24 protein-coding genes, 1 tRNA gene and 1 pseudogene are annotated in these 26,991 nt (G+C 42.4%); 5 read left to right on the top strand and 21 right to left on the bottom strand.

What is annotated here, in order from left to right:
- Window positions 1-124 precede the first annotated feature (124 nt).
- Window positions 125-1,534, top strand: a complete 1,410-nt coding sequence (locus C6347_RS03090; RefSeq protein WP_106071378.1) for a polysaccharide deacetylase family protein — start codon at window positions 125-127, stop codon at window positions 1,532-1,534.
- 15 nt (window positions 1,535-1,549) lie between these two features.
- Here the strand turns inward: C6347_RS03090 and abc-f are convergent, their stop codons facing one another.
- The 9 genes from abc-f to C6347_RS03045 all read right to left on the bottom strand — a co-directional run bounded on the left by abc-f (window position 1,550) and on the right by C6347_RS03045 (window position 11,257).
- Entirely contained in the window at window positions 1,550-3,109 is a 1,560-nt protein-coding gene (gene abc-f / locus C6347_RS03085) for a ribosomal protection-like ABC-F family protein (RefSeq protein WP_212040910.1), read from the bottom strand.
- 334 nt (window positions 3,110-3,443) lie between these two features.
- Window positions 3,444-4,214: an ABC transporter ATP-binding protein gene (locus C6347_RS03080; protein ID WP_066030338.1), complete on the bottom strand. Its 771-nt coding sequence runs from the start codon at window positions 4,212-4,214 to the stop codon at window positions 3,444-3,446.
- Complete coding sequence (locus C6347_RS03075) at window positions 4,208-5,026, bottom strand: ABC transporter ATP-binding protein (RefSeq protein ID WP_106071377.1); 819 nt, start codon at window positions 5,024-5,026, stop codon at window positions 4,208-4,210. The genes C6347_RS03080 and C6347_RS03075 overlap by 7 nt, the downstream gene beginning before the upstream one ends.
- Entirely contained in the window at window positions 4,989-5,876 is an 888-nt protein-coding gene (gene opp1C / locus C6347_RS03070) for a nickel/cobalt ABC transporter permease (RefSeq protein WP_066031726.1), read from the bottom strand. Before opp1C ends, C6347_RS03075 begins: the two co-directional genes overlap by 38 nt.
- Window positions 5,877-5,881: 5 nt before the next feature.
- The gene (gene opp1B / locus C6347_RS03065) at window positions 5,882-6,811 is read right to left on the bottom strand and encodes a nickel/cobalt ABC transporter permease (protein ID WP_034660061.1); all 930 of its coding nucleotides are present in this window, start codon (window positions 6,809-6,811) and stop codon (window positions 5,882-5,884) included.
- A gap of 15 nt (window positions 6,812-6,826) precedes the next feature.
- Complete coding sequence (gene nikA, locus C6347_RS03060) at window positions 6,827-8,458, bottom strand: nickel ABC transporter substrate-binding protein (RefSeq protein ID WP_106036497.1); 1,632 nt, start codon at window positions 8,456-8,458, stop codon at window positions 6,827-6,829.
- A 122-nt stretch (window positions 8,459-8,580) separates the two neighbouring features.
- The gene (locus tag C6347_RS03055; RefSeq protein WP_106036496.1) at window positions 8,581-9,750 is read right to left on the bottom strand and encodes a macrolide family glycosyltransferase; all 1,170 of its coding nucleotides are present in this window, start codon (window positions 9,748-9,750) and stop codon (window positions 8,581-8,583) included.
- A gap of 168 nt (window positions 9,751-9,918) precedes the next feature.
- Window positions 9,919-10,809: an ABC transporter substrate-binding protein gene (locus C6347_RS03050; protein WP_060597723.1), complete on the bottom strand. Its 891-nt coding sequence runs from the start codon at window positions 10,807-10,809 to the stop codon at window positions 9,919-9,921.
- A gap of 372 nt (window positions 10,810-11,181) precedes the next feature.
- Window positions 11,182-11,257: transfer RNA gene (locus C6347_RS03045), tRNA-Arg, on the bottom strand.
- 252 nt (window positions 11,258-11,509) lie between these two features.
- Here C6347_RS03045 and clpP point away from each other — a divergent pair.
- Window positions 11,510-12,106 carry an ATP-dependent Clp endopeptidase proteolytic subunit ClpP gene (clpP, locus tag C6347_RS03040; RefSeq protein WP_034660066.1) on the top strand — a complete coding sequence of 199 codons (597 nt, stop codon included), beginning with the start codon at window positions 11,510-11,512 and terminating at the stop codon, window positions 12,104-12,106.
- Between the two features lie 59 nt (window positions 12,107-12,165).
- Here the strand turns inward: clpP and C6347_RS03035 are convergent, their stop codons facing one another.
- Window positions 12,166-12,744 (bottom strand): LOG family protein, encoded by a 579-nt coding sequence (locus C6347_RS03035; protein ID WP_034660067.1) that lies wholly within the window; start codon window positions 12,742-12,744, stop codon window positions 12,166-12,168.
- Window positions 12,745-12,880: 136 nt separating this feature from the next.
- Between C6347_RS03035 and C6347_RS03030 the strand changes: the two genes are divergently transcribed.
- Entirely contained in the window at window positions 12,881-13,222 is a 342-nt protein-coding gene (locus tag C6347_RS03030) for a MazG nucleotide pyrophosphohydrolase domain-containing protein (RefSeq protein WP_034660068.1), read from the top strand.
- Window positions 13,223-13,250: 28 nt separating this feature from the next.
- On the opposite strand, the gene C6347_RS03025 is transcribed toward C6347_RS03030, so the two are convergent.
- Both C6347_RS03025 and C6347_RS03020 read right to left on the bottom strand, forming a co-directional pair.
- Window positions 13,251-14,873, bottom strand: a complete 1,623-nt coding sequence (locus tag C6347_RS03025) for a SulP family inorganic anion transporter (protein WP_060597350.1) — start codon at window positions 14,871-14,873, stop codon at window positions 13,251-13,253.
- A gap of 37 nt (window positions 14,874-14,910) precedes the next feature.
- On the bottom strand, window positions 14,911-15,492 hold the full coding sequence (locus C6347_RS03020; RefSeq protein ID WP_060597724.1) for a beta-class carbonic anhydrase: 582 nt from the start codon (window positions 15,490-15,492) through the stop codon (window positions 14,911-14,913).
- Window positions 15,493-16,045: 553 nt separating this feature from the next.
- Between C6347_RS03020 and C6347_RS03010 the strand changes: the two genes are divergently transcribed.
- Entirely contained in the window at window positions 16,046-17,023 is a 978-nt protein-coding gene (locus tag C6347_RS03010; protein WP_060597351.1) for a 2-hydroxyacid dehydrogenase, read from the top strand.
- A 334-nt stretch (window positions 17,024-17,357) separates the two neighbouring features.
- Window positions 17,358-17,696 (top strand): annotated as a pseudogene (locus tag C6347_RS03005) (ribonuclease); the annotation flags it as partial.
- Between the two features lie 51 nt (window positions 17,697-17,747).
- Here C6347_RS03005 and C6347_RS03000 read toward each other — a convergent pair.
- The 9 genes from C6347_RS03000 to C6347_RS02960 form a co-directional block, all read right to left on the bottom strand.
- Complete coding sequence (locus C6347_RS03000; RefSeq protein WP_034660073.1) at window positions 17,748-18,491, bottom strand: arylamine N-acetyltransferase family protein; 744 nt, start codon at window positions 18,489-18,491, stop codon at window positions 17,748-17,750.
- Window positions 18,492-18,530: 39 nt separating this feature from the next.
- The gene (locus tag C6347_RS02995) at window positions 18,531-18,788 is read right to left on the bottom strand and encodes an HPr family phosphocarrier protein (RefSeq protein WP_034660075.1); all 258 of its coding nucleotides are present in this window, start codon (window positions 18,786-18,788) and stop codon (window positions 18,531-18,533) included.
- A gap of 26 nt (window positions 18,789-18,814) precedes the next feature.
- On the bottom strand, window positions 18,815-19,765 hold the full coding sequence (whiA, locus tag C6347_RS02990; RefSeq protein WP_034660076.1) for a DNA-binding protein WhiA: 951 nt from the start codon (window positions 19,763-19,765) through the stop codon (window positions 18,815-18,817).
- 17 nt (window positions 19,766-19,782) lie between these two features.
- Entirely contained in the window at window positions 19,783-20,742 is a 960-nt protein-coding gene (locus C6347_RS02985; RefSeq protein WP_106071375.1) for a gluconeogenesis factor YvcK family protein, read from the bottom strand.
- Window positions 20,743-21,630, bottom strand: coding sequence for an RNase adapter RapZ (rapZ, locus tag C6347_RS02980; protein ID WP_034660713.1), 888 nt, complete (start codon window positions 21,628-21,630; stop codon window positions 20,743-20,745).
- Between the two features lie 39 nt (window positions 21,631-21,669).
- Complete coding sequence (locus C6347_RS02975; RefSeq protein ID WP_003213484.1) at window positions 21,670-22,134, bottom strand: 8-oxo-dGTP diphosphatase; 465 nt, start codon at window positions 22,132-22,134, stop codon at window positions 21,670-21,672.
- Between the two features lie 357 nt (window positions 22,135-22,491).
- Window positions 22,492-23,442 (bottom strand): thioredoxin-disulfide reductase, encoded by a 951-nt coding sequence (trxB, locus tag C6347_RS02970; protein WP_034660715.1) that lies wholly within the window; start codon window positions 23,440-23,442, stop codon window positions 22,492-22,494.
- Between the two features lie 233 nt (window positions 23,443-23,675).
- Entirely contained in the window at window positions 23,676-25,058 is a 1,383-nt protein-coding gene (locus C6347_RS02965) for a C40 family peptidase (RefSeq protein WP_060597352.1), read from the bottom strand.
- 363 nt (window positions 25,059-25,421) lie between these two features.
- On the bottom strand, window positions 25,422-26,882 hold the full coding sequence (locus tag C6347_RS02960) for a tetratricopeptide repeat protein (RefSeq protein WP_106048192.1): 1,461 nt from the start codon (window positions 26,880-26,882) through the stop codon (window positions 25,422-25,424).
- Between the last annotated feature and the right edge of the window lie 109 nt (window positions 26,883-26,991).

Here is a 26,991-nt window from a genome sequence, read left to right as displayed (position 1 = left end):
AATAGTTGACATTCCGCCTGAACATCCTCTAAAATTACAAAAGTAAGTCAAATGTTATAAAAATATTACAAACAGATGTCAAACTGATAAAGAATGGCCCGTCATGAGAGGAGATTTGAACGTTGTGTCATTAAAGGGAAAATGGAGTATCAGCCTATTTGCACTTGCGATCATCATTGGAGTCGTTGCTTTCTTTCAAAATCAACAAGCAAGCGGTACAGAGAAGAAAAATGTAAAGCAGGATACGAACTATAAAAATGTCGAAATCGTTACTCTCGTAAATGACGGGAAATTTATGAGATATGCAGTCAACTATCCTCTTTTTCATCAAAAACAGCTAGATGACAAGATTCAAAGCTACGCCAATTCAGCATTAGAGCATTTCAAAAAGACGTTTAGTGAAGCCAAGGACATCGATGAAAACAAACGCTTTGAACTGAATATTGATTATGATATGGTGCATTATGCGAAGCAGTCTGCTGCTATTCGCTTTACGACTTATACCTATACAGGTCAGCAAAATGGGACCACCAATCATCTCACGATCAACTATGATTTTCAGAAAAAAACCTTTCTTGACACAAAAGATTTATTTCTACCTAAAACCAACTTTTTGAAGAAATTATCCTACATTACATATTCAGAGCTTCAAAAGGACAAAACCTTATCTAAGGATCAGACTCTCCTTCAGAAAGGAACAGCCCCTACTGCTCAAAACTTCAGTCAATTTGCCTTGAAAGAGAAATATGTAGAATTTTATTTCCCAGCATCTCAAGTAGCCGACAAGGATCTTGGTCCGCAAACACTCGCGATTAAAAAGACGCTGCTGAAAGATATATTAAAGCCAGAATATATGAATAAAACCAAAAACCAAAATGAAATGAAAGAACCAAATCCGAAAAGGAAAGCCGTCAAGCTGCCGCAAAAGTCAAAGCTTGACCCAAATAAAAAAGCCATCGCCCTCACATTTGATGATGGTCCGAACCCAGCGACAACATCAAAAATTTTAGATGCATTAAAGGCAAATAAAGGACATGCGACCTTTTTCGTATTAGGCAGCAGGGTGCAGTATTATCCTAGTATGCTTGCAGATATTCTAAAAGGCGGGAATGAAATCGGAAACCATTCTTACAGTCATCCTTTATTAACAAGACTGCCTTTAAAGGAGGCGGTGAAACAAGTGAAGGACACCCAGCAGTTGATTGAGAAAGCGAGCGGGTATACACCTACGCACTTTAGACCGCCATATGGTGGAACAAATCAAGACATCAATCAAGCGGTTGGGATGAAGGTCTCTTTATGGGATGTTGATCCAGAGGATTGGAAAATTCGCAACAGTCAGCAGATCACAAACCACGTTCTCTCACATGCAGCAGATGGCAGAACAGTGTTAATGCACGATATTTATGACAGCTCAGCTCAAGCAGCAGTGAAGATCATCCATGAGCTCACCAAACAAGGCTATCAGCTGGTCACAGTAAGTGAACTTGAACAATTAACAAAAGAACGGCATGAACAAGCCCCTGTGCAGTAAACACAGGGGTTTTCTTTATGACTCCAAAGACTTCTTTTGTTTCAATAATGCTTGAAATGTCTCTTCCAGCTCCTGAGACGGCTCAATACTTAAACGGCTGAGCACTTCAGACAGCTGCATATCAATTAAAAGAAGCTCCTCTTCTCTTTGTGTAACAGCTGGTTTGTCGTCCTTTTGTTTATACGCTTCATATGTGCCGTCAAATGCTTCAATACGCTTTTCATGAACATGGAAAATGCGAGTGGCCACCTCCTCAACCAGTCTGCGATCGTGGGAAACAAACACAACGGTACCTGGGTAATCCTTCAATAGACCTTCAAGCGCTTCAACTGCCGACAGATCTAGAAAGTTTGTCGGTTCATCCAGCATGAGGACATTGGCATCGCTGACAAGCAAGGACGCAAGCATGGTCTTCACCCGTTCTCCCCCGCTTAACACCCTAACAGGTTTATGCACATCATCCCCTCGAAATCCCAGTCTCGCTAAAACCGTTCGTACCACTGTCTCATCTTGAACAGCCTCTTTCAGCGCATTTTGTAAAATCGATTCATCTACCTTCAATCCTGAAAGATCCTGACGAAAATAGCCGAGCTTGACAGCTTCTGAGCGAGACACTCCGGGATGCCCATTCACCAGCATTCGGAGAAATGTCGTTTTCCCGCTCCCATTCTTGCCGATAATGGCGACTTTGTCCCCGCCTCTCACTTCCACATTTGCCTGCTTCCAAAGCAATTGATCGCCCGCCTTGCCATCTACATTTTTCACTCGCAAAATAGTACGGCTCGCTACTTCCTTCATTGTATGCTGAGTCATTTGAATGGGCTGAATGTCTTTTACTTTCTCAACCTTTTCTAATTTCTCCATCCTTGTCTCAATGGATTTGGCTGTTTTTTGCAGCTTTTTTTGCTTATTTGCATAGTAGGGCTTTGCAATTTTTGGCCCTGAGGATTTCAGCTTTTGGGATGGCTTTGTTGCTTTGTCGGCTTTTTTCTTTTTCTTTTCAAGCGCATGCTCTAACTGTTTTTTCTTTTGTGTATAAGCTTCGTACGCTTCCACCTGCTGACGATGCGCCAGCTCTTTTTGCTGTGCAAATTGCGAGTAGTTGCCTTTGTATTGATTAAGCCGTCCATGATCCAGCTCCCAAATCTCCGTACATACCGCATCTAAAAAAGCACGATCATGTGAAACGACAATGAGGGCCCCTTGATAATGATGCAGCTTCTCTTCCAGCCACTCAATGTGCTCTGTATCTAAATGAGTCGTTGGTTCATCTGCTAATAAAAGGGCAGAAGGACGGTTTAACGCGCTTTCAATATAAGTCTGGGTCATCTCACCACCACTCTGTGTGCCATCTGCTTGTTTCAGCTGAGGAAGCAGTGTGCAGGTCGTTGTGGCAGCAAACGTGCCACTGTCTGGTTTCTCTTGCCCAGCCAGCACATGCAATAAAGTCGTTTTCCCGCTGCCATTTGTCCCCACAAGGCCGATGCGGTCATCTTGATGGATGGCAAGCTCCTCAATATCAAATAACAATCGATCTTTTCGAAAAATCTTTAACTGATTGGCTTTTACTAACATCCAACCCTCTCCTTTCGTATCAGGAGACATGAAAAAGCCTCCCATTCTCAGAATAGGAGGCAAAATGGTGTACAAAAATAAGCAGATCAATCCAGGATGACGTGCCGCGTTCCTATCTGAACACACACATCCCCCGTATCAATCACCTCATTCTTTGATTCCCAAGCTGTACCATCCTATTCCGAAGCTAAAAAATGAAAACGCAGCAAACATGGCAAACCAATCGTTTGCTCACTGCCTTCGTTTTTTCATTTTGCTTACAGGTCATAGGATTAGTACTTCATTGCATTGGGTCACCCTTCCGTCGTTTGTTACGTATACGATAAAAGATTGGTTATTTTTTGTCAAGCTGAAATGGCATAAGTGAGTCCATTAATTTCAGCGTAAATGGATGGACCGCATCAAGCAGTTCATCCTTTTTGCATTCTTCCACTATGCTTCCTTCATGTAAAAAAAGGAGACGATCACATAGATACACCGCCGCTTCTATATCATGAGTAATCATAAGGATGGTCATGTCTAGCTCTTGTTTTAATGTCTCGAGCAGCTCCAATATTTGCACCTGAACAGAGACATCCAGTGAGCTCAGAACTTCGTCTAGTATGAGAATGGCTGGATGCGTTGATATGGCTCGTGCGATGCACACTCGCTGGAGCTGACCGCCGCTTAGCTGATGTGCATATTGATACAGCAAAGAAGAGGGTAGTCTGACTTGTTCAAGCAACGATAAAACCTTCTGATCCACATTTTTTTCCTGCTTTAACAATCGCATAGGCTCAGCAACGATTTCTTTCACCGTAAAGGAGGGGTGAACAGAAGATCGATAATCCTGAAAGACAACACTCATTTTTCCAAGGTTCATCTTTCGCCATGTGTCAGCTGGCTTTCCATCAATCTGTACCCTGCCGCCATCTATTTTTTCTAAACCGAGCAGAATTCTTGCCAATGTACTTTTGCCGCTGCCGCTCTCACCGACTAACCCGGCACATTGTCCTTTTTCGATTTCAAACGAGACGTTTGATATGCGTGGTTTTGACTGCATTTGTCGAGAGAAGAAACCTTTCTTCTCTCCATGTTTGATGAGGCTATCAGCTGTAATCAACATGGAAATGCCCTCACTCTCTGCTGCTGCCGCAGTGCTTCAAGGGGCGCAGATAATCGGCGCCTCGTCTCAAGTAAATGCTTCGTTTGAGGATGCTCAGGCGATGTGAATACCTTATCAGCTGGGCGATGCTCAAGCATCTCGCCTTGATGCACCACCAACACCGCGTCAGCGATCGCCTGAACGACGCCTAAATCATGCGAAATGATGATCAAGGCCGCGCCTGTTTCTTCTTTCAGCCTCTGTAATTGCCTGATGACTTCACGCCGATTATATGCATCAAGCGACGCCGTTGGCTCATCGGCAATGATCACATCAGGAGAAAGCATCATCGTGATCGCAATCATCACTCGCTGAAGCATACCGCCAGATAATTCATAAGGATATTGCTTCAACAATTCATTTGGATTTTTTAAATGAACACTCTCAAGTCCTGCGATGGCATGTGCTTTCCCTTCTTTTCCTTGTAAGCCCAAATGACGCTGGAACGTTTCCATCATTTGATGACCAATGGTTTCGATGGGATTGAACGCATTCATCGCATCTTGTGAGATGAAGCCAATTCGTTTGCCTCGCCACTGCTCAGCTGTCTGAGTTGTCAATGTTTCGCCGTCAAACATGATCGCTCCCTCCACTTCTAGCGAAGAAGGAATCAAGCCAATTAACGCTTTTGCGACGGTTGATTTTCCGCTTCCACTTTCTCCAATAACAGCTAAACAACGTTGTTGCTGTAGAGAGAACGTTATGTTCGCCACTAAATCCTTTTGCTGCACTGGATCATGTACGGACAGATTTTTTACGTCGATGAAAGGCAAATGGTCTCCCTCCCTTTTGATTGTTATGATGCATGGCAGGGGTCGTGGCCTGCTGAAGGCTGTCTCCTAAAAAGTTCAGCGCCATGACTACAAATAAGATGGCAAGTCCAGGCGCAAGCATATGGGCTGGATGTGTCACCATGACATTCTTCGCTTCGTTGAGCATCATCCCCCATTCCGGTGTAGGTGCGCTCACGCCTAACCCAAGAAAAGACAGAGCAGATATATTTAAGATGACCCAGCCCGCATCAAGTGTCGCAAAGACAGCAATTTCTCCTGAAATGCGAGGAAATAAATGCTTCCTCAGTATGTAAAATGGGGAGCCGCCAGACACTTTTACATACTGAACAGATGGTTCATTCGCATACTGCAGAACGGACGAACGAATCATTCTTGTATACCAGGCCCATTTCGCTAGGACATTCGCCAAAATAATATTGAATAATCCAGGCCCCAGTATCCCCACAACAGCTAGAATCATTACTTCTGCTGGGAAGGAGAGCATGACATCACACAGTCTCATCAACACGCCATCCACTTTTCCTCGGAAGAAGCCCGCCATGAGTCCAAGTGTGCTGCCAATGAGCATCGTGATACACATCGTCAGCATGGCCGCAAGCATCGTAGTCCGAATGCCATATAAAAGCCGTGACAATACGCATCTCCCGAGCTGATCCGTTCCGAGCGGATAAGTCAGGCTGATGCCGGCATATTTTTGAAGAATGTTCGTTTCTGTTGGATCATGTGGTGCTAACACTGGTGCAAGCAGTCCTGCTAAAGCGACAAGTACTAACAGCCAGATAGAAACAACCGCCATACGGTCTTTTCTTAATTGATGCCATCCTATCATCATTCTCAGACCTCCTTTCGCAACTGCGGATTCATGGTCATTTGCACAACATCAGCCATGAGGTTACACACAACAAAAAGGAACCCCATCACAAATAAATAGGCTTGAATCATAGGGAAATCGGCATGAAAAATAGCTGTTACACACAACCGGCCAACCCCTGGCCAAGCAAAAAGATTTTCAATAATAACTGTGCCAGCAATGAGTTTTGGGATAGACATGCCAAGTGCTGTCACAGCTAATTGAAGTGCATGTCTCATCACTTTCAGTTGAACAGCCCGTTCCTTTAAACCGCGAGCTCTTGCATAAAAAACAAAGGGCTCGTGCTGAAATTTCAGGATTTGATTGCGGATCAGTCTCACATAGGTTGATAAGTACCCAAGTGATAGTGTGACAGCTGGTAGAAGAATTGATTTGAATCCTTCCATTCCACTCGTATTGACCCAATTGAATTTGACAGAAAAAAGCCAAATAAACAAAATCCCTAACCAAAAACTAGGCATTGAAGCAGCGATAAACACAAAGGCTCTCAGTACTCGGTCCACCCATGTATGAGCAGCATATGCACAGATCACTCCGAATAACAAACTCAATACAATGATGAAAAAGAGCGCTGCTCCCGCAAGCTGCAATGTGGCAGGCAGCGCCTCCATGATGAGATCAAAAACTGGCTCTTGTGTAACATAACTCCTGCCAAAATCACCTGTTAATCCATCTTTAAGCCATGTGGCATATCTTATAAGAAATGGCTGATCTAAGCCTAGCTCCTGCCGCATCGATTCAATCATGTCTTCTGTTGGAGTGACTTGATTCACCCGCAAAGCGACCTCAGCTGGATCACTTGCCCGCATCGTCAGCAGTACAAAAGCAAAGAAGGTGATGAAGATCATGAGTGGGAAAAGCAGTAATATTCGTTTTAAGAGATAGCGTGTCATCTTTCTGCCTCCGCTTTATGAAGAAAAATACATACGGTCAAAGGGAATTTCATACTGTGACACATGAAAACCTATGCCTTTCAGGCGCTTATTATAAACAGCCTTTGTCACAGAATAAGAAATTGGGATGTAGACATTTTCATTATGGATATACGTCAAGATGTCTCGATACATTTGTTTCCGCTTTTGCTCATCTGGTTCTACCAATACTTTCGTAATCGTCTCGTCCAGCCACTTTTTCTTCTTCAATCCTAACTGGGCTTGATAATCAGCATGCGATGCTACGCGGAACGAAGAAACATAGGTTTGTGGATCATAAGGAAGTCCCCACGATAGCGAGTACATCAGATCGAATTTCCCTGTTTTTTGGCGATCTAAAAACGCCTGTTTTTCTTCTCCTCTAATATCCAGCTTGATCCCCACTTGCTTGAAATCTTGTTGAATGGATTCACTTATCGTTCTTTCACCTGCATTATCGGAATTATAGTAAATGGCGACACTCAGCCTTTTGCCATTTTGATAGCGGTAGCCGTCTTCTTTCAGCTTCCAGCCTGCCTCATCCAGTAATGCCTCTGCTTTCTCTTTTTGATAGGTTTTCTTTTTCAGCGGGATATCTGCGTAAGGAACGGACGGGGCAAGCAGCGTATGTGCCACCTGTTCCGTTCCATTTAAAATGCCTTTTGTGATCATCTCTTTTTGAATGGCATATTGAAACGCTTCTCTGACTTTCGGATCTTTTGTCATTGGCTGGTTTGAATTGATGACGATCGATCTTGAACCAACAGGAGGACTCACGGTCACACCGTATTGACCTGCTTCCTTTAAAGCCTGGAATGAGTCTCCGTCGATCATGTCGCCATCTGCTCCAAATAAGAGATCAATCTCTCCTTTTTGCAGGGCAAGTAAAATCGTTTGGTGATCCGGCATGACTTTCCACTTTACTGTTGAAATGTTTGGCTTTTTCCCCCAGTAGTGGTCATTCGCTTTAAAAACGGCATATTGATTTTTTTTATGTTCCTTTAGCACATAAGGACCTGTGCCTGCATAGCTTTGAACTCCTTTTGCTGTCGTTCCATCAATGAAGCTTTTTGGAGAAATAAAACGGAAGGGGCGTGTTAAGCCCAGTTCTTCTAACGTAGGGTAATAAGGCTCTTTTAACGTAAGAACAAATGTATCGTCATCCACCGCCTTTGTGGATTTGATTTCGGATACGAGATTAAGCCAAGCGTTCTTTTCAATATTTTTAACGACAGCGTCCATGTTCATTTTCACTGCCTTTGCATTAAAAGGCTCGCCATCTGAAAAAGTCACGCCTTTTCGAAGGTGAAAGGTGTAGGTCCTTCCATCTTTTGAAATATCCCAGCTCTTCGCTAAGGCAGGCTGAACGCCTTTCTCTGTATTGACGACAAGCGATTCAAACACCATATTTTGAGCGGCCATCTCTCCACCATATAAATGGGGATTGATGTCCCTTATATCTTTTGTACTTGCATACACCAGTTCATCTTCTTCTCTGTCATTCATGCTGGAAGATGCTTTATTATCAGAGCATGATGCCAATAAAAAACATGCCATGACTGAAAACAGCATCAAGGTGTATGTTACATAGGATTGCTTTTTCTTTATGTAAACAGGCTGATCACTCATATGTACTTCCCCCAAATTTATATTATCGTAATCATTACGATTATTAATCGAAATGATTACGAATTGAATAATATCATACAGAAATGGGGAATACAATCTCTTTTTTTATCAAAAAAACAGACTCACGATTGAGTCTGTTTCGTTTGCAACAATTGATCGATCACCCGCAATGCTTTTTCTGTTCCACCTGCTGTTTGGAAGCTTTCTTCAATTTTTTCAATCCCAGCACGGTACGTGTCACTTCCCAGAACAGATTCCACCGTTTCTCTTAGCTGCTTTGCTGTCAGCTGATCTTTATCAAGTGCACGGGCAGCAGATAGCTCTGTCAGTCTTTGTGCGACCATCGGCTGATCTTTGTCGACCGGAATGACGACCATCGGAACGTGATAATGAATGCCTTCATTGACACTGTTCATTCCGCCATGGGTCACAAACACATCTGTCAGCTCAAGCACTTCAAGCTGCGGTACATAAGGTTCTATCAGAAAATGAGAAGGCGCCTCTTTCAAGAGAGACCGATCCACTTTTTCACCTGTTGCGAGCACCACTTTTCCGTCAAAGTCGGCAAAGGCATCAATACACATATTAAAAAATGCTTCTGTATCCCCAAGTACGGTGCCCATCGAAATAAAGACGACTTTTTCTTGCTCAAGTGCTTCCAGCGGGAAATCATGCTGATCTGCCCTTTTTAGAAAGCTCGGTCCAATGAAAACAAACGAGTCGTTCACTGCATCGACAGACGGCTGAAAATATTCACTTGTATACACGATATTGAGCTCTCCGCGGTTTTTCATGAATTGCATCAAACGCGTTGGCAGAACGCCAAAACGCTCTTGTATGTTTTCTAACAGATGATCGGCTTTCTCATCCTTTCTGTATAGCGGTGTATCAAAATGCGCCTCTTGCAGCACAAAAGATGGGTTTGAGCCGATCCCTGGAATTTGTAAGTAATCTCGAACAAGCTCTCCTGCCCCAAACATATCAAAATAGACAAAATCAAATGAATGCTGCTGAGAAAGTGTTTCCACCACCTCTAAAATATCAAATGATGTTTGCAGCATGGCATGAAAGAACGGCTGCATGGAATCGAGATTTCCTTCATCCACATGTAATGTACGAATATAGTCTGGATGTTTATGTACGTGAGCTCCTAAGCGTTTGATTCGCTGCTCATAATGTACAGTTGTGACCGCATGTACTTCATCTCCTCGATCCGCCCATGCTTTGATGATCCCTAACATAGGGTTCACATGCCCTTCAGCTGGAAATGTAATCAATAAAATCTTCGCCACAAGAAATCCCTCCTCATTGTCAATTCTCTTCCATGTTAATCATATACAGCCAGCAGGCTCAACAAATACGCCTGTAAAGGGAAGAAATGAGTCTTATGACCAGTATTTTAAGAGATGACAAGAAGAAAAAAGACAAAGCCCCATGTTATGTGCTTTGTCTTTTTTCTATTATTTTTTGAGCAGCATTTGTTTAAACGCAGCAGACTGTTTTTCAATTGAGATTGGATCCGCATAGATAAATTCATTAATTGAATAGTACAGGACATGTCCTTGTTTCACTGCTTGATTTTTCTTCCATACACCGCTGTTTGTGATATCAAGATTCGGTGCTTTTCCATCCTTTGTGGGTACAAGTAAATAGTCACCTGTATACTGGTTCATCTCTTCTAATGAAATACCAAGATAGCCTTCTTTCGGAAGAGCTTTTTCTGCCTTTTCAGGCAAGCTGAACCCATAGCCTTGATAGATGACTTCCCCGCCGCGGCCAAAGTCTGTACCAAATAAGTATACTTGCTTTGGCTGCACGTCCATAATGGAGAACGTCTTGTCATCACCAATTTTTGCTTTGACCTCTTTGCCGTCTTTCTTCAGCTGCTCGTCCATTTCTTGTATTTGTTTTTTCGCTAACGCTTCTTTTCCAAGAATCTTTCCGATTTCAATATGCATCTCTTTGAAGCTGTGTTCACTTGTCGTAAACGTGATCGTTTTGGCAATCTTTTTATACTTTTCAATCTGTTCGTTTTGGGAATATGCAATGATCAAATCAGGCTTTAGCTTGGCAATCGCCTCTACATTTTCGATCGGTACCCGCTTCACACCTGATTCATCTAAAAACGACGATTCTGGGTAAACATCTGTCATGCCAACAGGTGTCACACCTAACTTTTTAAAGTTTCCAAGCTGCGCTGTTAACACAACAACACGCTTCGGCTTGGCGGGAATGGTGATCTTTTCACCCGTTTCAGTTGTATATGTACGTGTACTTGCTGCTTGCTCTTTATTCTCTTTCTGCCCGCATGCCACTAATAATAATGCCAGCAGACTGACCAGCCAAATCATTTTTTTCACTTGTGAAACCACCTTTAATTGAGAATGATTATTAATTATAGCATAAATGGCTAGTCATAAATGAAAAATTTTAAAAGTGAATAATATATATGTGTAAACGAAAAAACCCTCTCAAAGGAGAGGGTTTCAGCGTGTAGACAAACCCTCGCATTCGGTGTCAGTCCTGTGCGCCGATGCTCACGAATGTTAAATTCGCTCCGCTTCGGTGCTCGTCCTTCCTAGACTTCAAAGGTTTTCTATCACGCTGAAAAGAAGACAAAGGGCTAAAATAAAGATCATTTTAGCCCTTTGTCAACAATCTGAAAACCCTCTCAAAGGAGAGGGTTTCATTGGGCCTTTATCGATCGTGAACAAGATCAAGTACGCGCTCGGAGGGATTCGAACCCCCGGCAGACGTGGTACCGGAAACCACCGCTCTATCCAACTGAGCTACGAGCGCACGATATGTTTTTGAACGTCAGCATATCAAATTATAAGGGAAATGCTGCAAGAAAGCAATGATTAATCATCAGTCCTGAACATGTATTTTCTTCTTTTGGATACATAGACTAAAATGATGGTTTGAAGTGGAATGAGTTTGGGGAAAATGGATAGGGGTATTTGAATTTAGGTCAGCGTTTTGTTTGACCTTTATTGACCAAAAATGTATCATTGAATTACATACTTACCTAAAAGGTGAAGGAGGAACATTATGAATTTAATACCTACAGTCATTGAGCAAACAAATCGTGGGGAAAGAGCTTACGACATTTATTCTCGTCTTTTAAAAGACCGTATTATCATGCTTGGTTCTGCGATCGATGACAATGTTGCCAACTCCATCGTGTCACAGCTGCTTTTCTTAGAAGCTGAAGATCCAGAAAAAGATATTTCTATCTACATTAACAGCCCTGGCGGTTCGATCACAGCTGGTATGGCCATTTACGATACGATGCAATTTATTAAACCAAAGGTATCAACCATTTGTATTGGTATGGCTGCATCTATGGGTGCGTTCCTGCTTGCTGCTGGTGAAAAAGGTAAGCGTTATGCCCTTCCAAACAGTGAAGTCATGATTCACCAACCACTAGGTGGTGCCCAAGGTCAAGCAACAGAAATTGAAATTGCGGCAAAACGAATCCTTTCTTTACGCGATAAACTGAACCAAGTACTTGCTGAACGTACTGGTCAGCCAATTGAAGTGATTGAGCGCGATACAGATCGTGACAACTTCAAAACAGCGGAAGAAGCACTTGAATACGGACTCATTGACAAAGTCTTGACCCGTAATTCAGAAGAACAAAAATAATATGACAAAACAAACCGTCTGCTCATTGAACAGACGGTTTTTTGTGATTCAAAAACGCTTTAAGACAACTCTGTCCATTTCTGCTGAAGAGATGGTGTTTGATAAGAAGCCATCTGCGTGATTAATTCCTCCGGTTCGCTGGAAGCATGTAACAATTGAAGGTGTGATTCATTCGAAAAACCTTCCTGTACACTAAACTTCACCATGTCAATGAGCGGATTGAAATACTCATTCACTTGATACAAGCCGATTGGCTTTTGGTGGATGCCGATTTGTGCCCAGCATAGCACCTCAAATAATTCTTCATATGTACCAAAGCCGCCTGGCATCGCAATAAATCCATCAGCCAGCTCGCTCATTTTCGCTTTTCGTTCATGCATTCCTGTTACCTCGATTAATTCTGTCAGCTCTTGATGCACAACTTCTCCTCTAAAAAGCCCCTTAGGCATGACCCCAATCACTTGCCCGCCTTGTCTTAAAACCTCATCTGCAATGGCACCCATTAATCCAATTCGTGAACCGCCGTATACAAGACGGATGTCTTGCTCTGCCATATAAGTCCCCAGCTCTACAGCCTTTTGTTTGTAGACGTCCTTCACGCCTGGATTCGAACCAGCAAACACACAAATCGTTTTCATCAGAACAGCTCCATCTCTCTCTATGATTTCTTCTCCCACTCATTCTACTATAATTAATTGTAAAAAAACAGCCGATCCATCTATATATAGTGTAAAATCAAAAGGTAAACACCATATAAGGAGATGTATAAAGAAAATGCAAACAACGGAGATGGAGAAGTGGATCAAGGATTTTTATGAAATGAGAAATTGGACAAAATACGGGCCGTTTATCCGGTTAGGCTTCCTCATGGAAGAAACGGGAGAACTCGCTCGTGCTGTTAGAGCAATAGAGATCGGACGTGACCGGCCTGATGAGCAAAGACAAAAATCATCCGAGTTGAAGAAAGAACTCGTTGAAGAAATGGGTGATGTGTTAGCGAATCTACTTATTTTAGCCAATCTCTATGATGTCACAGTAGAAGAGGTCTTCTCCTCTCATCAACAGAAACTCACAAAGCGTTTTTCAGAAGAAATAGAGCAAGTGAAAAGCACGTGACCACATTGTCACGTGCTTTTTTTCCACCTTATAACTGCTGTGGCGAGATATCATCTGTTCGTTCAAAGAAATGCTGCTTTCCAATATGATGAAAAAGACCCGTTCGACGCAAAAGCTCTTTCGGCTGCGATTGAAGTCCGACAATCATCAGCTTTCCATTATGATGCTTTAAACGATTGGAGATATTCATCAGAACCGCTTCTGCTGATGTGTCCATATAATTGACTTTATTCATGAGCAGAATGAGCGTTTTCGGCTTTGTCTGAACATGGTCCAAAATCGAATTTTCCAATGAATCTGTTGTTCCGAAAAACAGCGGCCCTTCAATGGAGTACATACTGATACCTCGCTGGTCTGTCTGTTTTTCTAAAGCAGCTGCCGTTTCCATTTGGGGAACCGCAACATTAGTATGAATGCTGGTCGTCTGGCTCATTTTTTTGATAAAAGCGATAAATGCTAAAATGAGACCTGCGGTGACGCCAATAATCAAATCACCGATGACCGTCAGCAGGAAGGTCACAACAAGTACAAGTGAATCCGCATTTTTCACTTTTACAATATTGATAAACTCTTTTTTCTCACTCATATTCCAAGCAACAAACATTAAAATCGGTGCCATCGCAGCAAGTGGAATCATCGACGCATATGGCGCAAACAGCATTAAGATGAGCAGCACGACGACGCCATGCACAACACCAGAAATCGGGCTTGCTCCACCATTTTTGATGTTTGTTGCCGTACGGGCAATCGCACCAGTCGCCGGAATTCCTCCGAATAGCGGTGCCGCCATATTGGCGATCCCTTGTCCGACAAGCTCCTTATTGCTGTCATGCTTTGAGCCTTTCATATTATCAGCAACCATAGCTGACAAGATTGACTCCACTCCGCCTAAAAGTGCAATGACAATCGCTGGAGGCAGGAGGTATATCATTTTTTCAATCGTTAATTCAGGAAAAGCGAAGCTTGGCAGCTGACGAGGAATTTCCCCATATGCCGAGCCAATCGTTTCAACTTGTCCTTGGAAAAAGAGAACAGCTAGAAACGTTGAAGCCAATAGACCTAATAGAGCACCAGGTATTTTGGGAATGTATTTTTGAGCCGCCACAATCACGATGAGCCCAATAGCGGCTGTGATGATGGCAAGACTGTTTGCGGTACCGAGATGGACCACAATTTCTCTCATATTGAGGAAAAAGCTTTCATGCTTTTCAACACCCTTTAATCCGAGGAAGTTGGCAATCTGCCCTGAAAAAATAATGACAGCAATGCCAGCAGTAAAGCCGATGATAACCGGACGAGGAATAAATTTCATGAGCTTCCCTAGTTTGAATATTCCGAATAATACAAGCATACAGCCTGCCATAAAACCGGCTATGAGTAAGTTTTCGATACCATACTGGCTGACGATACCAAATAAAATCGGAACAAACGCCCCAGTCGGCCCGCCGATCTGATACTTTGAACCACCAAACAATGAAATCAAAATGCCGGCAACGATGACTGTGTATAATCCATATTCTGGTCCGACACCAGATGCAATGGCAAAAGCCATGCCTAAAGGAATTGCCACAACGCCCACGACAAGCCCAGCGATTAAATCGCGTCTAAACTTTGATGAATCATATCCTTCAAATCTTCCATAAAAACGCATGGTATGTGTTGGCCTCCTTCAAGTATGTGTAGATGATTTAGGTATACTGCGCGTCAATCTGTTTATCTTTCACAACAACATCCAGCTTTCCCGTTGCTGGATGAATGACTAGTCCATGAACAGCCACATCACTTGGCATCAATGGATGCTCTTTGACCAATTTCACACTTCGGGACACGCTCTCTTCAACCGAATCAAAGCCTGTCAGCCACCCCTTTAAATCAACTCCTGAGTTTTTCACAATGCTCAAACATTTCTCTTCAATGCCGCGTGCTTTCGCCTTTTCAAGTAAAGGATCTGCCGCAAGACCTGCCATTCCGCATTCATGATGTCCTACAATGCATACCTCTTCTGCCTTTAGCTCATAGATGGCTAGTAGAATACTCCTCATCACACTGCCGAACGGATGAGTTACAATGGCGCCCGCATTTTTAATGATCTTGGCATCACCGTTGCGCAGCCCCATGGATTGCGGCAATAATTCCAAAAGACGTGTATCCATACAAGTTAATATGACCAGTTTCTTTTCGGGAAATTTCCCCGCTTTGTAAGGCTCATAATGTCTCTCTTGTACGAACTCTGAATTGTGCTGAAGAATCTGTTCTAATTTTGATCCCATCTTGCCATCTCCCATCTTTTTATAAGTCACGTAAGTCCCTGCCTGTCCCCCTTTTCTTTCGTGTGTTCTCAAGCATAGAGAAGAAAAATGATAGAAAAAAAAGAAAAAAATGAGAAAACGATGAGAAAAAAAGTCATCATTTTCTCTATTTTCCGCTTCAACGTAAGGGAGACGCGGTCTTCCTTTCAATCTATCGTTCTCAGATCGCCAAAAGACGATGAAATGGTTTAGTAGAAAACGACCTTCCCGTTTAATACGTTTCAAATATAATCATTTTTCTATCAAAAAATCTCGATCTATTTTCCAGTTTGTCAGATAATCTCTCAGAAAATCAGGCTTTTTCATATGTCACATCACCCATTAGCTGACTCTTATCGATGTAAAAAATGGATCAGATGGCATATGAATATACTTTTTCACTAAGAAAATGTCTCTCTTTTCCGTTATTTTAGTATATTAAATATTGAGCAGATAACCTTCAAACGTGTTCAGCCGAAATGGTTGCTTTATAATAAAAGGAGTAAGATGATCATGTGAAAGGAGCGAGTTGACAGTGAAACCACACATTTTTGTCGCCAAACCATTACCTGCTTCATTTGAGGAAATACTAAAGGAACATTGTACATACGAGGTGTGGCAATCCAAAGACCCCATTCCAAAAGATACTTTATTTCAAAAACTGCAGCATGCTGATGGTCTTTTAACGTCTGGAACGAAAATCGATCAAGAGCTATTAGATCACGCACCAAAACTCAAAGTAGTGAGCAATAACTCTGTTGGCTATGACAATTTCGATATAGAATTGATGAGGCAAAGAGGCGTAATTGGTACACACACGCCTCATACACTCGATCATACTGTTGCTGACCTTGCATTTTCACTCATTCTTTCCTCTGCGCGAAGAATTGCCGAGCTTGATCGTTTTATCCGCGAGGGGAAATGGACGAAATTTGTACAGGAAGAAGATATCTTTGGCATCGATGTCCATCATCAAACGCTTGGCATTATTGGCATGGGACGAATCGGAGAGCAAGTAGCCAAACGAGCCGCACATGGTTTTGATATGAACGTCCTGTATCATAACCGCAGCCGGAATGAAAAGGCTGAATCAGCATATGGCGCTTTATATTGCACACTTGATGACCTGCTAAAGCAAGCCGATATCATTGTGTTGATTACACCGCTGACCAATGAAACGTATCATATGATTGGAGAACGGGAATTGAAGTTAATGAAGCAAACGGCTTTATTTGTAAACATCTCACGCGGGAAAACAGTGGATGAAAAAAGCCTCATTCAAGCGCTTCAGGAGGGATGGATCAAAGGCGCAGGTCTTGATGTGTTTGAGCAGGAACCGCTTCAGGAGAATCATCCTTTCAAAGAAATGAACAATGTCACCCTTGCTCCTCACATCGGTTCTGCTACTGAAACAACACGGGATCTTATGCTGAAACGAGCCATTCATAATGTGATTCATGGAATTGATGGCAAAGCCCCTGTTGATATTGTGAAGGAGCTTGCTTCATCTTAATCGGAAAAGACGCAGGATTCGGAGCTGCGTCTTTTTATTTATTTCATCAGAAGGTTATCAGGAAAAAAGCCTCATTTTAGCAAAGAACCTGTTTCTTTACATTTCCTTCATGTTCGGGTGCTATAATATGAGGTAGACAAGCATCAAGAGGACAGCATCCGATTTCCTTAATAGGAGGATGAAGATGAAAAAAATCAGTTCGGTTTTTACTATGTTTGCTCTGATCGCTGCTATTCTGTTTTCTGGTTTTATTCCGCAGCTAGCCTATGCCGAAACACCTCTTACACAGACCGCCACAAATGAAACAGCTACTATTCAACTTACATCAGATGTTCATACCCTTGCCGTCATTAATACGTTTGATGGTGTAGCAGATTATTTAATTCGCTACAAACGACTGCCTGATAACTACATCACAAAATCACAAGCAAGTGCTCTTGGATGGGTGGCATCAAAGGGAAATCTAGCAGAGGTTGCCCCAGGTAAAAGCATCGGTGGAGATGTTTTCTCTAACCGGGAGGGACGTCTTCCTTCAGCAAGCGGCCGAACATGGCGTGAGGCAGATATCAACTACGTCTCTGGCTTCCGAAATGCTGACCGCCTCGTGTATTCAAGTGACTGGCTCATTTACAAAACAACAGACCATTATGCAACTTTCACACGTATTCGATAATCAATCAAAAAAACAGCCCCATTTGACCTAGGGCTGTTTTTTTGATGCTGCTTACGGCAAAAGAGTTTTCACGTATTCCTCAAAAGGCAGTGGCAGCGGTTTTTTCGACACTTCTTCATGTTCATGTGTGGTGACATGATCCTCGGTGACGACTACACGTCCTGTTGGTGTGAGCTTTGACGCAAGCGGTCTTTTGTTAAAAGGAGAGGCTTCATTTTCATAAATCTCATGTCTCATTTGGACCAAAGTAGGCTCGCTCACCTCTTCCAATGTGAAAGCATAGCCTGTTTCAGCGCCTTCCCCCTTATCTAATTGGAGCAGATGCGTTCCTTTTTCGGTTTCCTCTTCTTTGACTCGAAACCGAATAGACGCTCCTTCCACCCATTCTTCTGTAAAAGGTACAGGCTGAAGAGGTAAATTCACACCAAATCCCGCATCAATAAGGAAGCGTTCGTTGTGATGGTTCAACGTCATGGCTACGTGCGTGCCATCAATTGCCCATGTGCACGCTTCTTTGTTATACACGGTCCCTTGAACGAGCTGTACAGCAAGCCCTGCCTCTTTTAACACATAATATAAGAGAGGATTGAGATCGTAGCAAAGACCTCCTCTTTCTCCTTCAAGAAGATGCTGCTTCAACCCCTCTTGATTCAAGGCATAGGATTGTTTGTTCAGCACAGATCTATTTTCAAATGGAAAGGTGTAGGCCATCTTTTTTAATAATACAGGCAGGTCATCAAAGGTGATGGACTGGCCTTCGTATCCGATCTTCTGTAAAAATGCTGATTGCATCATATTCATTCCCTTCTAAAAAAACTGAGTCTGTGAAGAGACTCAGTTTTCTTGATTGATAAAATCCGTTAACGCATCAATGGCTTCTTGTTCATCCGCACCATCTGCTATCAGTGTGACAGTGACCCCAGAACTGATCGCAAGGCTCATGAGACCCATAATGCTCTTCGCATTGACTTTTTTTCCGTCCTTCTCTAGAAAAATTTCAGCCCCAAAGCGATTGGCTTCTTGTACGAACAAAGCAGCGGGACGTGCCTGCAAGCCTGTTTTTAACTGGATGGTGACCGTTTTTTCCACCATATGATCTGCCTCCCTTTTTCATTCTCCTATTTGAGTGTAACAGCTTGTCCGTTTCGTAATTGTTCTGCAATTTGATCTAGCTTTCTTAAGCGGTGGTTAATGCCTGATTTGCTGATCTTGCCGCTTTCCACCATTTCTCCCAGTTCCTTTAGCGTGACCTCTTGATAGTCGACTCGCAGTTTTGCAATTTCACGCAGCTTATCCGGCAGGGCATCAAGTCCAATTTTTTCATCAATGAATTGAATGTTCTCGACCTGGCGCAGTGATGCACCAATCGTTTTATTCAAGTTTGCTGTTTCACAATTGACGAGCCGGTTCACGGAATTTCGCATATCACGGACGATCCGAACGTCTTCGAAGCGAAGAAGTGAATTATGCGCACCTACAACGCTTAAGAATTCGGTAATTTTTTCGGCTTCTTTCATATACGTGATGTATCCTTTTTTACGCTCAAGTGTTTTACTGTTGAGTTGAAATTGATTCATCAGCTCACAAAGGGCATCATTGTGTTCTTTATATAGTGAAAAAATCTCAAGGTGATAGGAAGACGTTTCTGGATTATTCACAGAACCGCCTGCTAAAAAAGCACCTCTCATATAGGAGCGCTTGCAGCATCTTTTCTTTACAAGCTCTTCTGAAATATTGCGCTCAAATACAAATTGCTCACCTAATATTTTCAAATCCTCTAAAATGGTTTTCGCTCGTTCTACCAGTCTGACAATATACACATTATTCTTTTTCAATCTCATTTTCTTACGAACGAGCAGCTCGACTGTGACATCATATTTCTTTTTCAGCAGCGTATAAATCCGTCTTGCGATGGCTGCGTTCTCTGTCTGTATATCTAGAATTAATTTTCGATTAGAGAAAGATAATGAACCGTTCATACGGATGAGGGCAGAAAGCTCTGCTTTTGTGCAGCAGTCCTTCACGTCCAGATTAGTCAGCTCTTTTTTTGTTTCGGATGCAAATGACATCCTTGCCACCCCCATTCCTATTTTTTCTTATGCAGCAGGTCGACAAGCAGCGAGGCTACTTTCAGCGTGTCGTGACGAATCACATGCTGGTCATATGTAATGATTTCCCCAGGGATGACTTCCAGTCCCATTGCCTTGAGTACATCTGTGTCGAACTGTACAGGCTGTGCCTGTTCTTCTGCATATCTTGCTTTGATCTCTTCTGGAATTTCTTTATTGTTCACAAAAATGGTATCGATAAATGGACGAACCATATGATCATTTAATGCCTGCACATGATCAGCTGCACTGTAGGAAAGCGTTTCCCCTGGCTGCGTCATGACATTGCAAATATACACTTTTTTCGCCTTCGAGCGAATCACTTCTTCGCCAATATGCGGTACAAGCAAGTTTGGCAGGATACTCGTATACAAGCTGCCTGGCCCAATCACGATCAAATCAGCTTCACGAATGACTTGAATCGATTCTGGGAGCGGTTCAATCGTATCGGGTGTGAGGAACACTCGTTTAATTCGCTCACCGTAGGTTGGGATTTTTGATTCTCCTGTCACCACTTGCCCGTTTTCTAATTCAGCATGAAGTACAACACTTGAATTCGCTGCTGGCAAGACTTTTCCTCTCACATTTAAGACCTTGCTCATTTCTGTGACGGCATGAAAAAAATCACCGGTTATATTTGTCATGGCCGCAAGAATGAGGTTGCCAAGAGAGTGGCCTGTTAAGTCATTCCCTTTGTTAAAACGGTGCTGAAATAAGTCTTCTACAAGCGGTTCAACATCAGAGAGAGCTGCAAGGACATTTCGAATATCGCCTGGAGGCGGAATATTCAAATCATGCCGCAGTCTGCCTGAGCTGCCTCCGTCATCAGCAACCGTTACAATAGCGGTAATGTCCACTGGCTTTGTTTTTAGCCCTCTGAGCAAAACAGATAAGCCAGTGCCCCCACCAAGAATGACCACCTTTGGAAGTGTCGTCATCTATTTTCTGCTTCTCTTTTCAATGTCCCGGTGAGTGACATGAGTGTAGTAGTCATTTTTAAAATACTCCGATAAGTAGTTAGCTAGCGTCACTGATCGGTGCTGTCCGCCTGTACAGCCAATAGCGATCACAAGCTGACTTTTTCCTTCTCGTTTATAGGACGGAAGCATAAAGCTGAGAAGGTCAATTAATTTCTCTGTGAATTTTTGTGTCTCGCTCCATTTCATTACATAGGAGCGCACTTCTTCATCGTTTCCAGTCTGTGGACGCATGCTCTCAATATAGTAAGGATTCGGCAGAAATCTCACATCAAATACAAGATCAGCATCAATCGGCAGACCGTATTTAAAACCGAAGGACATCACATTCACTGTAAACACCTGCCCTTGGTTCGTGGCAAAGTGCGCGACAATTTTTTCTCGAAGCTGTTTTGGTTTTAAATCCGATGTATCAAAAATCATTTGAGCCCGGCCTTTTAACTCTTCTAACAGGTCGCGTTCCATTGCGATTCCTTCGAGGGGCAAACCTGTTGTCGCAAGGGGATGCGAACGTCTCGTTTCTTTGTATCTTGAGACAAGCACCTTATCGTTTGAATCTAGAAATAATATTCTTGGTGTGATCCAGCCAAGATCACTCATTTCATCTAAAGCTGCAATTAAGCTGTCAAAGAATTCTCGTCCGCGTAAATCCATCACAAGGGCGACCTTGCTCATCTTAGAATTCGATTCCTTCATGAGCTCTAGGAACTTCGGTAAAAGTGATGGCGGCAAGTTATCTACACAGAAGTAACCTAAGTCTTCAAAGCTTTGAATGGCAACAGTTTTCCCCGCACCTGACATTCCTGTAATAATCACAAGCTGAATATCTTCTTGTTTGTTCGTATTCATGCCTGCTTCCTCTCCTTCTTTATGAAAACGGTTCATGTATTAGTCTCCTTGAGGATCTAACCGATAAGCAATCAATTCAAAATCAGGTGTATACGTAAAAGTACCGTGCAGAAGTCCTTTTCCCTTTAGCATGAAATCAAGAATATGGGAATCTCCTGGAGCCATCGGTAAATGAGGCACATCTTTTACTTCATGCCACTTTAAAATGCCTTCCTCTGACTCTGTCACGTTTTTTCCAGTAAATGAATCTGCCATAAAGGTGAACATCATCCACTCTTGAACGATTTGATCGCCTTCTTTTATGATAAAGGTAAAAACACCTTTTAACTGAGGATTTAAAATATAAATTCCTGTTTCTTCTCTATACTCTCGAACGACTGAATCCTTGACCGATTCTCCGCTTTCCATTTTGCCGCCCGGCGCTACCCACCAGCCCCGTCTTGGCTTTTGCAGCAAGAGAACTTGATCTTCGTGATGCAGCACACAATTGGTTACTCGTTGCATCAGCTGTCACCTACTCTTTTATGTCTTTAACTTATTATACAGGTTCATCCTGACTCCCACAATGAACATGCCCTTTCTTCACCGAAAACAGACCGGATTTCGTCTGAAAGAGGTGGCGGGCAATTTCTCTACTCTTTATTTTACAGCATCTAATGGTTCTCCATGCGTCATTTGTGAACATCTCATGAATTTCTGATTTTAAGCAAAAAAAAGGACACGGATTCTCATCCGTGCCAAACATGTATTCCTTATAAAAGGGGGTCAATTACTAGTTTTATCATAACGGATAATTATTTCACCCGTGTTACATTCCAGTTAAAAGCCCATGACGCTATATTAAGGATTTACGACAGCCATTTATTTCGCTGCTTTCAGCTTTTCAGCAAGCTCTTCTACATAATGCTGTGCGCTTTGTGCGGCAATACTTCCGTCACCTGTTGCTGTCACAATTTGACGTAGTGTTTTTTCACGAATGTCACCAGCGGCGAAAATGCCTTCCACTCTTGTTTCCATTCTTTCGTTTGTCTCGATATATCCTTCTTCATTTGTAATGCCGAGATTTTCAAATGGTTTAGATAGTGGGAGCATCCCGATATAGATAAAGACGCCGTCTGTTTTAAAGTCTTCTTCTTCACCAGTCACCGTATCAATCAAGGTCACACTGCCGACTTTACCGTTTTCTTCATTAATTTGTTTAACGGTTTTGTTCCACATGAAGTCGATTTTTTCATTATCAAAAGCACGCGCTTGTAAAATGCTTTGTGCACGAAGTTTATCGCGTCTATGAACGATCGTTACTTTTGACGCAAAGCGTGTGAGGTATACACCCTCTTCTACCGCAGAGTCTCCGCCGCCAATGACCACGAGCTCTTTGTTTTTAAAGAAAGCACCGTCACATACTGCACAGTAAGAGACGCCCCGGCCGCCAAGTTCTTTTTCACCTGGTGCACCGATTTTTTTGTATTCAGCACCTGCCGCAATAATGACAGAGCGTCCTTTGTATTCTTTTGAACCGGCTTTGACGATTTTGTACTCTTCACCGTCTACGATTTCTTTGATATCGCCATATGCATACTCAGCACCGAATTTCTTCGCATGCTCAAACATTTTATTTGAAAGTTCTGGCCCTAAAATGCTTTCAAAGCCAGGATAGTTCTCGACATCTTCCGTATTTGCCATTTGACCGCCTGGAATCCCTCTTTCAATCATCAATGTTGAAAGATTTCCCCGTGATGTATAAACAGCGGCTGTCATTCCGGCAGGTCCCGCTCCAATGATGATCGTATCGTAGATTTTTTCTTCTGACACAACTGTCACTCCCTCTTCAATTGCTGCTAGCATTTCTTATTAGAATGCCCTTGGGTGATGCTTCCATTCATGACAGAGAGCATCAATTCCACTCTTACTTTTATTCCTTAACCATATCCTATTAAATCTGCGGATAATAAGCGAATCATTTGCTCATATCTTCAAAAAAAGAAAAAGCTTCCTTAAACTGCTGTTTAAGGAAGCCTGTTTACGGTTATATAGTAAGTAACGATTTATTCAACGACTCTTCTCACAACGCCATTGAATGCTTTTTTCCAGTAAACATTGCTCATAGAGTCAACTGAAACACCGCGAGAGCTGTTATCGTTCAAGAATGTACCGTTTCCTAAGTAAATACCAACGTGTCCATTTACTTTATACGTATCAAAGAACACAAGGTCTCCGCGTTTCATGTCAGATGCACTTACAGCTCTTCCTTTACCTACAAGCGTATCTGTTGTTGTACCGCCAACTGGTCCAAGGTTGATGCCTGCTGATGCGAATGCCCAGCGAACGAATGAAGAACAGTCAAAACGACGTGCATCAATATCGGCTTGTGATCTGCCGCCGCCCCATTTATACGGAGATTGTCCAACGATGGTAGAACCTGTGCTGATTGCCCCTTCGATTCCGCCTACGTTACTGCTGACAGGTGATCCACCGCCAGAAGATGGCTTCTTGCTTGGTGAACTGCTGTTGTTATTATTATTTGAAGATCCACTGTTACTGTTATTTGAAGACGGGCTGCTGTCGTTAGTTGAGCTGTTGTCTTCCGCTTGAACACTCGCTTGACGCTGCTGTTGTCTTTGTGCTTTTTCTTCTTTTGCTTTTTGAGCTGCTTCTCTCGCTTCTTTTTCAGCTTGTTTTTGAGCAGCGATTGTTGCGTCTTTTTCAGATGCAATGCTGTTAGCCTCACTGTTTAACTCGCTGATTTCAGAAGATGCACTTCCCTTTTGCTTTTTCACTTGCTTGAATAGCTTGTCTTTTTCATCAAGCTGTTTATTCAAGTCTGTTTGAAGCGTTTCAAGCTTTGCAAGTGTCTTTTGAACATCTTCAAGCTTTGTGTTTAATTCGTTTTCAGACTTTTGAAGCTCAGCTTTGTCTTTTTCTTGCTCTTTAATGATTTCGCTGTCTGCGTTGATGAGTGTAGATACTGCACCTGCACGGCTGATGAAATCGCTAAAGCTTTTCGCTCCTAGTAATACATCTATGTATTTCGTAGAACCGCCGCTTTCTTGAAGCGCACGTACACGCTTTTTCAAGAACTTGTTTCTATCTTCAATACGTTTTTCAGTATCAGCAATTTCTTGTTTCAGTGCTTTGATTTCTTTTTTTGTTTTTTCATTTTCTTTTTGTTTTTCTTCGATTTGATCACTTGTTTTTAAAGCTTTCTCGTCAATTTCTTTTAGCTTTAGTGCAAGTGCCTCTTGTTTTGCTTCAAGTTTTGAAAGCTCATCTTTTTTCTTTTGAAGGTTTTTGTTGACCTCAGATTGCTTGCTGTCCAGCTCTTGTTTCTTTTGTTCAAAGTTCTGTGCGTTTGCTTCATGAGTAAATGGGATAAATAAACTGCTCGCTCCGATGACCGAAGCTAAACCGAAAGTAATAAACTTTTTCACGAATAGTTCCTCCTTTGACAATTTCCAAGCGACATGAGAAAGCAGCAAATTCTCTGCGGCCAATCTGTGCTATCTATGTCTTTCTTCCTGATTGATCAGTCAGATGTTGACCAGATTGTTTCTATCACTAGGTGTTTCATTATGTATAGTAAAATATCTAAATATATGTCTTTGTTTTAATCCACGATTTTCATTATACATGAGACATCGACAAAATGAGCTAATATTTTTATTACATTTATGTTTCAAAAACATGTCGTGATTGTCATACTTCGCCAAATCCTTGCAAATCCCACCTTTTTATCCAAGAAAAAAGCATGACCTTTTCGGCCATGCTGCAATCTGCTGAATCTATTTACCTATTTAATCAATTAACGCACAAATGACTTGTTCATATTTAGACAGTGTTTGAACGCTGATTTGAAAAGAGGCTGCAATCTCTTTTTTGCTCACAACTGATCCTTCTTGCTCCTGCATCCATAAATAATAAGATGCTGCTGCCCATGCAGGCGCATTTTTCTTATCTACGCCAGAAGCACGTGCCTGCTGAATAATATGGAATAACCAAAAATAAGGCATATGGCTGTCAGGCTGAACAGCTTCTTCCAAGCTGGATGCCGCCTGTTTTGCGAAAACCGCATCTTCTGAAAACGACCGCACTTCCATTTCATCTTCGTATAAGAGCAGTTCGATGAATTGCTGTTCGAAGGCTGTTTTCGCTGCGTGTGCATCAAGGACAGATTGAAGAACGTCACGTTCCCCTTTTTGTTTGCTCACATAGTACGCAGTCAGCCGCTCCTCAATGGAGACCATTGGCTCAGTCTCCTCGGGTTTATCCTGCCACGGCTTGATTTCATCTGCATCGATATCTTCTTCGACCATCTTATTCCAAACCGTTTGTGCAAGCGTTTTGTGGCCTGTATAATAAGCTGCGCTTGCGAGCCAGTATAAAAATGTACTATCTCCCTGAAAGCCTGTTTTGTACAAAGAATAAAGCCATTTAAAGGCCCATTCAAATTCTCCAACTAGGGCAAATGTTGCGCCAAGCTTATAACGCTGTTCACTTAATATTGGATACACGTGCGTTAATTGCTTCGCTAACGTATTGACCTTTTCTTCTTCTTTTTCATAATGATAGAAGACAAGCTGGTTGCAAAGGGCATGCAGATTACCCGGATTTTCATGAAGAACCCGGTTCAACATCTCTTTCGCCTGATGGATTTGACCAGAATAAAAATAGGCCAAAGCGAGATTATTATACGCTGACCAAAATTCTGGATACTCAACAATCATCTGTTCCAGCATTTCAATGGCTTCATCAAGCCTGCCGCTTTCTAGCAAGTGATTCGCTTGATCCTGCTTGACAATCAGGTCATCCTGATCGTAAGGAAAATCTTCGTCCTCTTCGTCGCTCATATCGAGCAGGTCGAGGAGATCGTCATTTTCATCTGCAAATTCCCCGTTCTCTTCCAATGAAGCATAGGCAGTAGCTGACTTATATGCCTCTTGAAAGAGTCCTAGATTCGCATAATTATTGGCTTTAAAATAGTGACACTCAGACATGTTTTCATCGATATGTTCAAGTATGAAATCAAGCAGTTCATTTGATTGTTGGTAATGACCCATTTCAGTATAAATAATGGCAAGCTGTGATAGCATTTCTACATTTTCAGGCTCAAGTACGATAGCCCGCTGTATCAGCTTACTCGCTTTAGATAGATTTCTTTCTCTATAAGCTTTTAGACCTTTATGAAAAAAGTAATGCCCATCTTGGAATAGCTGGACGACTTGTGTGTGATTATTTTGAGAAGTGTATTTACTCACCGATACCCTCCATTTCGAACAGTGTACCGTGTGTAGTATAACATACTTCACGAGTCGTCACATAGAACAAAAGAAAAGGAAGGATTTGTTTTTCACTCAAAAACAAAAA

The organism is Bacillus sp. NMTD17 (assembly GCF_002998735.1).
GTDB lineage: Bacteria > Bacillota > Bacilli > Bacillales > Bacillaceae > Bacillus.
This window is presented reverse-complemented; position numbering and strand designations above follow the sequence as displayed.